Raw genomic sequence first — 12,395 nt, 5'->3', positions numbered from 1 at the left:
CGAGCGCAGGCACTTTTCAGACAAGCCCTAGCCCAGGCCATGCTTGGTGGCCCACACCGCTGCTTCCACCCGTGAGCGAAGATCCAGCTTCTTGAACAGATGCTTGACGTGGACCTTGACGGTGCCCTCGGCGATGTCCAGCTCACGGGCGATCATCTTGTTGGACAGGCCGCGAGCCAGGGTCCGCAGGATGTCCCGCTCCCGAGCGGTCAGGCACGACATGCCGTCGTCGCCCCCTGCCGGCAGCTCGCCCTTGACCACGCTGGCCAGCAGCGACGCCATCTGTGGCCCCAGCACCACCTGACCCTGGGCAGCCTCGCGAATCAGCCGCAGCACCTCCTCGGGGTCCATGTCCTTGAGCAGATAGCCATCGGCGCCTTCCTTGAGCGCGCGCACCACGTCGTCGTCGGAGTCGGACACGGTCAGGATCACGATGCGGCTCTTGACCCGGGCGTCACGCATCCGCCGGAGCACCTCGATGCCGTCGATGGGCTGCATGTTGAGGTCGAGCAGGATCAGGTTGGGTTGCAGATCGACGGCCTTGCGCACCGCCTCGGCGCCATCCGAGGCTTCACCGACCACCACCAGACCAGGATCCATGTCCACCAGTTGACGCACCCCACGCCGGAACAGGGGGTGATCGTCCACGATCATCAATCGAAGCATGCTCATAGTGCTATCTCCAGAGTGGTTTCACCCGACCCGCTGCCGGGCAACACGTTCAGCAGGCCACGTCGTCGCGACCTCGCGCCCGTGAAAGCCCATCACTCGGACGCCACAGGTAACTGCGCCAACAGACGCGGCAGAAAGCGGACGGTCACCACGGTGCCGCAGGGCTTGATGCCCCTGACCGTGAGCTTTCCACTCAGGCTTCGTGCCCGCTCCTCCATGATCGCCATCCCGTGGGACATGGATGGATCGGATTGCGGTCCGATGCCTACACCGTCGTCCGTGACCGAAAGTTGATAGTGCCCCGTGTCGTCGACGGCGAGGCTGATGGTGCAGTGCCGAGCACGTGCATGGCGGGCCACGTTGGACAGCGACTCGCGCACGATCTGCAGCACATGAATTTCCTCGTTGGGGGTCAGCGACAGCCCGCTCCACTGGCCTTTCAGGGTCAGCTCGAAGTCACCCCGCTTGGAGTACTCCAGCACCGTTTCCTCCAACGCCGCTTCCAGACCCGACTCATGGATGCGCAGACGAAAGGTGTTGAGCAGCTCCCTGAGCTGGCGGTAGGACGAATTGAGACCGTGCCGGAGTTCCGCGACCACCTGCGCCACCTGCTCGTGGCGTTGCTGATCGAGCTGCATCTGTAGACGGGTGACCTGGATCTTCAGGTAGGACAGCGACTGCGCCAGCGAGTCGTGAAGCTCTCGCGCAATCACCGCGCGCTCATCCATCAGCGCCAGACGACGCTGTTCGTCGGCTTTCTCGGACAGCGACAAGGCCGCGGCAATCAGCCCGGCCACCGTCTCCACCAGCTCGATCTTCCACTGGGCAAGCATATGGCCGGGAGGCTGATGGACACGCAACTCGCCAAAATCCCGACCCGCTTCGCGCACCCTGACCGCGTATTCATTGCCGTTGGCATACAGCCCGGCAGCCGCCTTGTCTGATATTTCACGCCCGCGCGATGGTGCCTGAACGAAAGCGCTTTCCGCGCCGGGGCGAGAGCTGAGTCTGACAATATCCTTGCCATTGCCTCCCATGGACAGGCGCAGCTCGAAGGGGCCTTCGTCGGTCACCGCCTCAAGCTGGCGCAGCACTTCCTCGAGCTCTTCCCGGGTCAGCGGAGTGACCCCATTGAGACGCCGCGCGGTCAGATAAAGCATACGCAACGCATCATTGCTGCGCTTCAGTTCATGGGTCTTCGCCGCGACACGCTTTTCCAGCTGACCGTACATTTCCGACAGGCTGGCATTCATCTTGTTGATTGTTCTGGATAACAAGCCTAACTCGTCGTTACCTCGGTAGATGGTTCTCCCCGAAAAGTCACCGACCATCACGCCATTTACAACGCGAATAAGGTCACGAAATGGCGGCATGACACCGCAGACTATTCGATAGACAACCATCACCATAAATATCACGAGAACGGCGAGTGATACCCCCTGAAAAACCTCAAGAAATACGACCTTTGACTCGGCATATTCTTGAAGCCTTCCCACCAAAATATCGACCTTGTCGACGAACTCGGCGACCTTATCATCCAGCCGAAAGACGTCACCACCTTCGAAATCCACCGTGTTGGGACGCAGGGTTTCGTGCCAGCACTCCACCACCCTGTCGTAGGCCTCTCTGAGCGGATCATCGGCGTCCACCGGAATCAGCGCGATGATCGCCCCGGCAGCCAGCGTGGCCTCCATCTGTTCGTGCTGCCAGCGTCGCCTGGGGTGATCCGCCGGCAGCAACTCCGACGTCGCCAGCAGTCGATAGGCCTGCATTCGCAGCGAGCCCGCCTGGTTGATGGCGTCGGCGTAACCTCCCGCGCTCTTTGCGATGACGATGGAGCCCAGCAGGCTGACCAGGGCCAGACAGGATATCGCCGCCATGGCGACCAGCATGCGCAGCATCAGTGATCGGCGCAGGTAAAAGGCGCCGTTCATCTACCACACCTTCCCTTTTTGACCCAGATCAAGGGTTTCATCATCTAGAAGTTTCCGGAATGTCGCATCCATCTGAGAGGGCAGATAATACGTGACGATCACCTCAAAAACACCCGGATACCTCCATGGAGGTAATTAAGCAAATGCGCTGGATATAGCACGCAATTCTCTTGACCACAATCAAGTGCCATACAGATAAATTGTAGCAAGGTTTAGGGGCCGAACCGGCACCCCTAAAGAGGAAAGCACATGCTCCAACATGACACCGTACCCCGGCGTCAGCAGAACAGAGCGCTAGGCCTATCCACACTCGCCTTCACTCTCTGCTTCGCCGTCTGGACCCTGTTCTCGATTCTCGGTATCCAGATCAAGGAGGACTTCGCGCTCTCCGACACCCAACTTGGCCTGCTGATGGCCACTCCCGTGCTGACGGGTTCGATCAGCCGACTCTTTCTCGGTGTACTGACTGACCGCTTCGGGGGCCGCTGGGTCTTCGGCCTGCTCATGCTGGTCACCGCTACCTGTGTCTACCTGCTGACCTTCGCCAACAGCTACGTGATGCTGTTGGTCGGCGCACTGGGTATCGGCCTTGCCGGTGGCTCCTTCATCGTCGGCGTGGCCTACACCTCGGCCTGGTTCGAGAAGGAACGCCAGGGTACGGCGCTGGGCATCTTCGGGGCCGGTAACGTCGGTGCCGCCGTCACCAACTTCGGCGCGCCCTTTCTGCTGATGGCCATGGGCTGGAAAAGCACCGCCCTGGTCTACGCCACCATCATGGCGATCATGGGCGTGGCCTTTATCCTGCTGGCCAAGGAAGACCCCCAGAATCAGTCGCGCAATGCCGTACGTCTGCCGTTGTCCGAGCAGTTCGCGCCCCTGGCCGACCTGCGCGTGTGGCGCTTCTCGCTCTACTACTTCTTCGTCTTCGGTGGCTTCGTCGCCCTCGCCCTTTGGCTGCCCCACTACCTGATCGAGGTCTACGGTCTGAGCCTCTCCGCGGCGGGTATCGTGGCGGCGCTATACACCATCCCGGCCTCGCTGTTCCGTATCCTCGGCGGCTGGATGTCCGACCGCTACGGCGCCCGTCGCGTGATGTACTGGACCTTCCTGGCCTCGGTCATCTGCACCTTCCTGCTGAGCTATCCGCCCACCCAGTACGTCGTCGATGGCGTCCGTGGTCCGGTCGAGTTCACCTTCGCCATGCCGCTGGTCGGCTTCATCCTGTTGACCATGGTGCTGGGCTTCTTCATGTCGCTGGGCAAGGCCGCCGTGTACAAGCACATCCCGGTCTACTATCCCAAGAGCGTCGGCCTGGTCGGTGGCGCCGTCGGCATGGTCGGTGGCCTCGGCGGCTTCTTCCTGCCGCTGACCTTCGGCATGCTCAACGATGTCATCGGCATCTGGCAGAGCTGCTTCATGCTGATGTTCGTCGTGGTTGCCGCCGCGCTCATGTGGATGCACTTCGCCATCCGCAAGGCCGAGCGTATCGAGGCCCGCGATCGCTGCGAGTCCACCGACCTGCCCGAGCTGTCCACCCCGAGCCGTTTCGTGCTCGAGGACTGGCGCCCCGAGGACGAGTCCTTCTGGCAGTCCACCGGTCGCAAGATCGCCACGCGTAACCTGTGGATCTCCATCCCCTGTCTGCTGCTGGCCTTCTGCATCTGGATGGTGTGGTCCATGGTCGTGGCCAAGCTGCCCCAGGTAGGCTTCGAGTACACCCCGAACCAGCTGTTCTGGCTGGCGGCCCTGCCGGGTCTTTCCGGTGCCACTCTGCGGATCTTCTACAGCTTTACCGTGCCGATCTTCGGCGGCCGTCGCTTCACCGCGATTTCCACCGCCTCGCTGCTGCTGCCTGCTCTGTGGATCGGCTTCGCCGTCCAGAATCCCGAAACGCCCTACCTGGTGATGGCGATCATCGCCCTGCTGTGTGGTTTCGGTGGCGGCAACTTTGCGTCCTCCATGGCCAACATCGCCTTCTTCTATCCCAAGCGTGAGAAGGGCAAGGCCCTGGCCATGAACGCCGGCCTCGGCAACCTCGGCGTGTCGGTGATGCAGTTCCTGGTGCCCGTGGTCATCTCCACCGGCAGCTTCGTGATGTTCACCGGCAGTGGCCAGCCGATGTCCGACACTGATCTTCTGTGGCTGCAGAACGCCGGCTTCGTGTGGGTGCCGTTCATCGCCATCGCCACCGTTGCCGCCTGGTTCGGCATGAACGACATCGCCAGCGCCAAGTCCTCCTTCAAGGAGCAGTCGGTCATCTTCAAGCGCAAGCACAACTGGCTGATGTGCATCCTCTATACCGGCACCTTTGGCAGCTTCATCGGCTTCTCCGCCGGCTTCCCGCTGTTGACCAAGACCCAGTTCCCGGCCATCGATGCCCTCCAGTACGCCTTCCTCGGCCCGTTCGTCGGCGCCCTGAGCCGTGCCTGGACCGGTGGACTGGCCGACCGCTTCGGTGGTGCCCGGGTCACCTTCTGGACCTTCCTGACCATGATCGGCGGCGTGATCGGCGTGTTGTTCTTCCTGATGAACAAGGACATGTCGATCGCCTTCTACGGCTTCTTCGCCTCCTTCATGCTGCTGTTCTTCGCCACCGGCGTCGGCAATGCCAGCACCTTCCAGATGATCCCGTCGATCTTCCGCAAGGAAGTGCCGCGGCTGATGCCGAACCTGACCGCCGCCGAGCAGCTGGTCCACGCCGAGCGCGAATCCGCTGCCACCATCGGCTTCACCTCGGCCATCGCCGCCTACGGCGCCTTCCTGATTCCGAAGTCCTTCGGTACCTCGATCTCGCTGACCGGCGGCGCCGAGGCGGCACTGATCGGCTTCATCGTGTTCTACGTGTTCTGCACCGCCCTGACCTGGTTCTACTACAGCCGCAAGGGCGCGGAGATCGAACTGAACCTGGATGCGGGTCCCACCCGCAAGCCAAGCGCCGGTGCGGCTCAGACCCAGCACTGACGTTCCCATCAAGACCGTGACATTCGAGTCCACAAGGACCGTCTAGCCAGGCCCCCTTCGGGGGGCCTTTGAGGAGACCTCCATGAGTCATTTTCTCGATCGCCTGAGATACCTGACCAAACGTCCTCCGGAATTCGCCAACGGACACGGCGAAACCCGCGAAGAGACACGTGACTGGGAAGACGGCTATCGCGCCCGCTGGCAGCACGACAAGATCGTGCGCTCCACCCACGGGGTGAACTGCACCGGCTCGTGCAGCTGGAAGATCTACGTCAAGAATGGCCTGGTCACCTGGGAAACCCAGCAGACCGACTATCCGCGCACCCGCGCCGATCTGCCCAACCACGAGCCCCGTGGTTGCCCACGTGGCGCCAGCTACTCCTGGTACCTGTACAGTGCCAACCGCCTCAAGTACCCGCTGATTCGCCAGGAGCTGGTCAGCCTGTGGCGACGCGCGCTGGACAAGCACGCCGACCCGGTGGATGCCTGGGCCTCCATCGTCGAGGACCCGGTCCTGGCCAATCAGTACAAGCGTGCCCGCGGCATGGGCGGCTTCGTCCGCGCCGACTGGGACGAGGCGCAGACCCTGATCGCGGCGGCCAACGTCTACACCGCCAAGACCTACGGTCCCGACCGCATCATCGGCTTCTCGCCGATCCCCGCCATGTCGATGGTCTCCTACGCCGCCGGCGCCCGCTACCTGTCGCTGATCGGCGGAGTCTGCCTGTCGTTCTATGACTGGTACTGCGACCTGCCGCCGGCCTCCCCCCAGACCTGGGGCGAGCAGACCGACGTGCCGGAATCCGCCGACTGGTACAACTCCGGCTACATCATCGCCTGGGGTTCCAACGTGCCGCAGACACGTACCCCGGACGCCCACTTCTTCACCGAGGTGCGCTACAAGGGCACCAAGACGGTGTCGATCACCCCGGACTACGCCGAGGTCTCGAAGCTCACCGACGAATGGCTGTCCGCCAAGCAGGGCACCGACGCCGCCCTGGCCATGGCCATGGGCCACGTCATCCTCAAGGAATTCCACCTCGCCTCGCCCAGCGTCTACTTCACCGACTACGTCAAGCGCTACACCGACATGCCCTTCCTGGTGGCCCTCGAGCCCCGCGAGGACGGCACCTACGCCCCGGGCAAGCAGCTGCGTGCGGCCGACTTCGACGCCTCGCTCGGCCAGGAAAACAACCCCGAGTGGAAAACCGTCGCCTGGGACGAGACCCGTGACCAGCTGGTGGTGCCGCGCGGTTCCATTGGCTTCCGCTGGGGCGAGAACGGCGACGACGAAAAGGGCAAGTGGAGCCTTGAGTCACTGGACGCCGACGGCCAGGAGATCGACCTGCGACTGTCGCTGGCCGACGCCCACGACAGCGTCGCCAAGGTGGCCTTCCCCTATTTCGGTGGCATCGCCCACGAGCACTTCGACCACGTCGAAGGCAACGAGGTGCTGCACCACTGCCTGCCGGCCAAGAAGCTGACCCTGGCCGATGGCAAGGAAGTGCTGGCGGTCACCGTGTTCGACCTGATGTGCGCCAACTACGGTATCGACCGTGGCCTCGGCGGCGAAGGCGAGGACGACGGCGCCACCGCACTGGACCAGCTGCGTCCCTACACCCCGGCGTGGCAGGAAAAGATCACCGGCGTGCCCGCCAACCAGTGTATCCGCATCGCCCGCGAGTTCGCCCACAACGCCGACAAGACCCAGGGTCGGTCCATGATCATCGTCGGTGCCGGGATGAACCACTGGTACCACATGGACATGAACTACCGTGGCCTGATCAACATGCTGGTGCTGTGCGGCTGTATCGGTCAGTCCGGCGGTGGCTGGTCCCACTACGTGGGCCAGGAAAAGCTGCGTCCCCAGACCGGCTGGACTCCGCTGGCCTTCGGCCTGGACTGGCAGCGTCCGCCGCGCCACATGAACGGCACCTCGTTCTTCTACAACCACTCGAGCCAGTGGCGCTACGAGAAGCTCGAGGTCAAGGAACTGCTGTCGCCGCTGGCCAAGGCCGACAAGTACGACGGCAGCCTGATCGACTTCAACGTGCGCGCCGAGCGCATGGGCTGGCTGCCGTCGGCGCCGCAGCTCGGGGTCAACCCGCTGCGCCTGGCAGGCCCCGCCAGTGAAGCCGGCATGTCCACCGCCGACTACGTGGTCAGCCAGCTCAAGCAGGGCCGTCTTGGCTTCGCCGCCGAGGACCCGGACAACCCCCAGAACTTCCCGCGCAACATGTTCGTGTGGCGCTCCAACCTGCTGGGCTCCTCGGGCAAGGGTCACGAGTACATGCTCAAGTACCTGCTGGGCACCCGCCACGGGCTGCAGGGCAAGGACCTGGGCGAATCCGGCGGCGCCATGCCCCGGGAAGTCACCTGGCACGACGAGGCCCCCGAGGGCAAGGTGGACCTGTTCACCACCCTGGACTTCCGCATGTCGACCACCTGCCTGTACTCCGACGTGGTTCTGCCCACCGCGACCTGGTACGAGAAGGACGACCTCAACACCTCGGACATGCACCCCTTCATCCATCCGCTGACCGCCGCCACCGATCCGGCCTGGGAAGCGCGCAGCGACTGGGACATCTACAAGGGCATCGCCAAGAGATTCTCCCAGGTCTGCCCCGGCCACCTGGGCGAGGAAACCGACCTGGTCACCTTGCCGCTGCAGCATGACAGCCCCGGCGAGCTGGCCCAGCCCGAAGTGCTCGACTGGAAGCGGGGTGAGTGCGAGCCGATCCCCGGCAAGACCATGCCGAGCCTGATCGAGGTAAAACGCAACTACCCCGAGACCTACGAGCGCTTCACCTCGGTGGGCCCGCTGCTCGAGAGCATCGGCAACGGTGGCAAGGGCATCGGCTGGAACACCGACAAGGAAGTCGAGCTGTTGCGTGGTCTCAACCACGTCAAGCTCGAGGGTCCGGCCAAGGGTCAGCCAAGACTCGAAAGCGCCATCGACGCCGCCGAGATGATCCTGGCGCTGGCACCGGAGACCAACGGTCAGGTGGCGGTCAAGGCCTGGGACGCGCTGTCGAAGATCACCGGACGCGACCACACCCACCTGGCGATTCCCAAGGAAGAGGAGAAGATTCGCTTCCGCGACGTGGTGGCCCAGCCGCGCAAGATCATCTCCAGCCCGACCTGGTCTGGCCTGGAGGACGAGCACGTGTCCTACAACGCCGGCTACACCAACGTCCACGAGCTGATTCCCTGGCGTACCGTCAGCGGCCGCCAGCAGTTCTACCAGGATCACGCCTGGATGCGTGACTTCGGCGAGAGCCTGCTGGTCTACCGTCCGCCCATCGACACCAAGGCCACCAAGGCCATGGCGATGCCGCGGCCCAACGGTAACCCGGAGATCGCGCTGAACTGGATCACCCCGCACCAGAAGTGGGGCATCCACTCCACCTACTCCGACAACCTGTTGATGCTGACCCTGTCGCGTGGCGGCCCCATCGTCTGGCTGTCCGAGGAGGACGCGGTCGCCATCGGTGTCGAGGACAACGACTGGATCGAGCTGTACAACGCCAACGGCGCCATCGCCGCCCGCGCAGTGGTCAGTCAGCGGGTCAAGACCGGCATGGCGATGATGTACCACGCCCAGGAGCGCATCGTGAACGTGCCCGGCTCCGAGGTCACCGGTACCCGCGGCGGTATTCACAACTCGGTCACCCGCGTCTGCCCCAAGCCGACCCACATGATCGGCGGCTACGGACAGCTCTCCTACGGCTTCAACTACTACGGCACCGTCGGCTCCAACCGCGATGAGTTCGTCATGGTGCGCAAGATGAAGCACGTCAACTGGTTGGACGGCGAAGGACAGGACAGCGCCCAGGAGGCAGTGAAATGAAGATCCGTTCCCAAGTGGGCATGGTGCTCAACCTCGACAAGTGCATCGGCTGTCACACCTGTTCGGTGACCTGCAAGAACGTCTGGACCAGTCGTGAAGGCGTCGAGTACGCCTGGTTCAACAACGTCGAGACCAAGCCGGGCATCGGCTATCCCAAGGAGTGGGAGAACCAGGCGCGCTGGAAAGGCGGCTGGCTGAGGCGCGAGGACGGCACCATCGAGCCACGCATCGGTGGCAAGTGGCGGGTGCTGGCGAACATCTTCGCCAACCCCGACCTGCCGGAGATCGACGACTACTACGAGCCGTTCACCTTCGACTACCAGCACCTGCACCAGGCCAAGAAGGGCCGCCACCAGCCGGTGGCGCGCCCCCGTTCGCTGATCTCCGGTCAGCGCATGGAGAAGATCGAGTGGGGCCCGAACTGGGAAGAGATTCTCGGCACCGAGTTCGCCAAGCGCCGCAAGGACGCCAACTTCGACAAGATCCAGGCGGACATCTACGGCCAGTTCGAAAACACCTTCATGATGTACCTGCCGCGCCTGTGCGAGCACTGCCTCAACCCGGCCTGTGTGGCCAGCTGCCCGAGCGGTGCGATCTACAAGCGTGAAGAGGACGGCATCGTCCTGATCGACCAGGACAAGTGCCGCGGCTGGCGGATGTGCGTGTCCGGCTGTCCGTACAAGAAGATCTACTACAACTGGAAGTCCGGCAAGTCCGAGAAGTGCATCTTCTGCTACCCGCGTATCGAGTCGGGCCAGCCTACGGTGTGCTCCGAGACCTGCGTCGGTCGCATCCGCTACCTGGGCGTGCTGCTCTACGACGCCGATCGCATCGAGGAGGTTGCCGCCTCCCAGGACGAGCGCGACCTGTACAAGCGCCAGTGCGAGATCTTCCTCGACCCCAATGATCCCGAGGTCATCGCCCAGGCCAAGCGTGACGGTATCGATGACAACGTGATCAAGGCGGCCCAGGAGTCCCCGGTCTACAAGATGGCCATGGACTGGCAGCTGGCGCTGCCGCTGCACCCGGAGTACCGCACCCTGCCGATGGTCTGGTACGTGCCGCCGCTGTCGCCGATCCAGTCGGCGGTGGACGGTGGCCACGTGGAAACCGACGGCGTGCTGCCCAAGGTCGAATCACTGCGTATCCCGGTGAAGTACCTGGCCAACATGCTCACCGCCGGTGACGAGGCGCCGGTGGTTCGCGCACTCAAGCGCATGATGGCCATGCGCGAGTACATGCGCGGCAAGCACGTGGACGGTGAGTTGCGCCACGACGTGCTCGACGAGGTCGAGCTGAGCGAGGCCCAGGTCGAGGAGATGTACCGCTACCTGGCCATCGCCAACTACGAGGACCGCTTCGTCATCCCGACCAGCCACCGCGAGCAGGCCCGCGAGGCCTTCCCGGAGCGTGGCGGCTGCGGCTTCACCTTCGGCAACGGCTGCCAGGGTGGCAGCGACAAGACCAGCCTGTTCGGCGGACGCAAGCAGACCACCACCCTGGTCAACGTCGAGCAGTACGACCCCAGCCATCCGGAGGTCGAGCATGACTAATCCACTCGCCCAGGGTCTGCGCGCCCTGGCCCGGCTGCTCGACTATCCCGACCGGGAACTGATCGAGGGGCGTGCCGAGGTCAAGGCGGCGATCGCCGCCATGCCACTGCCGGGGGGAGCCCCCCGGCAGGCACTGCTCGACTGGTGTGATCGCCTGGCGGATGCCCGCCTGCTGGACGTCCAGGCGGCCTACGTCGCCCAGTTCGATCGTGGCCGCGCCACCTCGCTTCTGCTGTTCGAGCACGTCCACGGCGAATCCCGCGACCGCGGCCAGGCGATGGTCGACCTGCTCGGCGAGTACGAGGATGCCGGCTTTGCCCTCGACAGCCGCGAGCTTCCCGACCACCTGCCACTGCTGCTCGAGTTCCTCTCCACCCGCGAGGGTGATGAGGTGGCCCGCTGGATCGGTGACGTCAGCCATATCCTGGCGCTCATCACCGCCCGTCTGGAGACCAAGCAGTGCGACCAGGCGCTGGTGACCCTGACCCTGCTGTCGCTGATCGGCGCCGAGGATCAGGTGGACCTCCACCGCGAAGCGGTCAAGGAAGAACCGGCCGACAACACCCCTGCCGCCCTCGACGCCGTGTGGGAGGAGGAGGCCGTGCGTTTCTCGGCCGAATCCGACCAGGACTGCGCGCTGACCTCCGCCGAGGGCAAGCGCCTCGCCGAACGCCGGGGCAGTATCCAGCCCGACACCGTTCGCCTCCCCGATGCCATGCCCTCTCGACCCACTGGAGGTCTGTCATGAACTACCTGCACACCCTGCTGTTCGGCCTCTATCCCTACCTGGCGGGCAGCGTCTTCCTGATCGGTAGCCTGTTGCGCTTCGACCACGGCCAATACACCTGGAAGACCGGCTCGAGCCAGATGCTGTCGTCCAGGCGCATGCGCCTGGCCAGTCCGCTGTTCCACGTCGGCATCCTGGTGATCTTCTTCGGTCACCTGGTCGGCCTGCTGACACCGCATTGGGTCTACGCTCCCTTCATCAGCGCCGGCACCAAGCAGGTGTTCGCCATCCTGGTCGGTGGCCTTGCCGGTATCGCCTGTCTGATCGGTGGCGCCATGCTGCTGCATCGCCGCTTCACCGACCCACGGGTCAAGGCATCCTCCAGCTTCATGGACAACCTGATCATCGTGCTGCTGGTGGTTCAGGTCACCCTGGGCCTGCTGACCATTCCCGCCGCCCTGCATCACCTGGACGGCGGCGTGATGATCAAGCTTGCCGAATGGGCACAGGCCATCGTCTTCTTCCAGGGCGGCGCCGCCACCCACCTCGAAGGCATTGGCTTCATTTATCACCTGCACATTCTGGTCGGTCTGACCATTGTGCTGGTGTTCCCGTTCACTCGCCTGGTTCACGCCTGGAGCGCTCCCCTGGGTTACCTGGGGCGTCGCTACCAGATCGTCCGGCGCCGTGCCTGAGGA

Annotated in this window: 7 protein-coding genes; 5 read left to right on the top strand and 2 right to left on the bottom strand. The window is 63.8% G+C overall.

The window, feature by feature from the left end; genetic code table 11:
* Positions 1–27 precede the first annotated feature (27 nt).
* On the bottom strand, positions 28–672 hold the full coding sequence (narL, locus tag KUW00_RS08965) for a two-component system response regulator NarL (RefSeq protein WP_108133055.1): 645 nt from the start codon (positions 670–672) through the stop codon (positions 28–30).
* 92 nt (positions 673–764) lie between these two features.
* A complete protein-coding gene (locus tag KUW00_RS08960; protein ID WP_222568866.1) occupies positions 765–2,606 on the bottom strand; it encodes a histidine kinase in 1,842 nt (613 codons plus the stop codon).
* Positions 2,607–2,855: 249 nt separating this feature from the next.
* Between KUW00_RS08960 and KUW00_RS08955 the strand changes: the two genes are divergently transcribed.
* The 5 genes from KUW00_RS08955 (at position 2,856) to narI (ending at position 12,392) form a co-directional block, all read left to right on the top strand.
* Positions 2,856–5,567: a nitrate/nitrite transporter gene (locus KUW00_RS08955; protein WP_108133053.1), complete on the top strand. Its 2,712-nt coding sequence runs from the start codon at positions 2,856–2,858 to the stop codon at positions 5,565–5,567.
* 82 nt (positions 5,568–5,649) lie between these two features.
* On the top strand, positions 5,650–9,417 hold the full coding sequence (locus KUW00_RS08950) for a nitrate reductase subunit alpha (protein ID WP_222568865.1): 3,768 nt from the start codon (positions 5,650–5,652) through the stop codon (positions 9,415–9,417).
* The gene (narH, locus tag KUW00_RS08945; protein WP_108133051.1) at positions 9,414–10,970 is read left to right on the top strand and encodes a nitrate reductase subunit beta; all 1,557 of its coding nucleotides are present in this window, start codon (positions 9,414–9,416) and stop codon (positions 10,968–10,970) included. The genes KUW00_RS08950 and narH overlap by 4 nt, the downstream gene beginning before the upstream one ends.
* The gene (gene narJ, locus KUW00_RS08940; protein ID WP_108133050.1) at positions 10,963–11,718 is read left to right on the top strand and encodes a nitrate reductase molybdenum cofactor assembly chaperone; all 756 of its coding nucleotides are present in this window, start codon (positions 10,963–10,965) and stop codon (positions 11,716–11,718) included. Before narH ends, narJ begins: the two co-directional genes overlap by 8 nt.
* Positions 11,715–12,392 (top strand): respiratory nitrate reductase subunit gamma, encoded by a 678-nt coding sequence (gene narI, locus KUW00_RS08935; protein WP_108133049.1) that lies wholly within the window; start codon positions 11,715–11,717, stop codon positions 12,390–12,392. Before narJ ends, narI begins: the two co-directional genes overlap by 4 nt.
* Positions 12,393–12,395: the final 3 nt, after the last annotated feature.

Source organism: Halomonas sp. DP5N14-9, from assembly GCF_019802175.1.
Lineage (GTDB): Bacteria > Pseudomonadota > Gammaproteobacteria > Pseudomonadales > Halomonadaceae > Halomonas > Halomonas litopenaei.
Note: the sequence above shows the minus strand (reverse complement) of the source record. Positions and strands in the feature narration are given on the sequence as shown.

Excerpts from the sequence above, each read along its gene's own strand:
- narI (WP_108133049.1), top strand. The coding sequence starts at position 11,715 with ATGAACTACCTGCACACCCTGCTGTTCGGCCTCTATCCCTACCTGGCG.
- KUW00_RS08950 (WP_222568865.1), top strand. The coding sequence starts at position 5,650 with ATGAGTCATTTTCTCGATCGCCTGAGATACCTGACCAAACGTCCTCCG.
- KUW00_RS08955 (WP_108133053.1), top strand. The coding sequence starts at position 2,856 with ATGCTCCAACATGACACCGTACCCCGGCGTCAGCAGAACAGAGCGCTA.
- narL (WP_108133055.1), bottom strand. The coding sequence starts at position 672 with ATGAGCATGCTTCGATTGATGATCGTGGACGATCACCCCCTGTTCCGG.
- KUW00_RS08960 (WP_222568866.1), bottom strand. The coding sequence starts at position 2,606 with ATGAACGGCGCCTTTTACCTGCGCCGATCACTGATGCTGCGCATGCTG.
- narH (WP_108133051.1), top strand. The coding sequence starts at position 9,414 with ATGAAGATCCGTTCCCAAGTGGGCATGGTGCTCAACCTCGACAAGTGC.
- narJ (WP_108133050.1), top strand. The coding sequence starts at position 10,963 with ATGACTAATCCACTCGCCCAGGGTCTGCGCGCCCTGGCCCGGCTGCTC.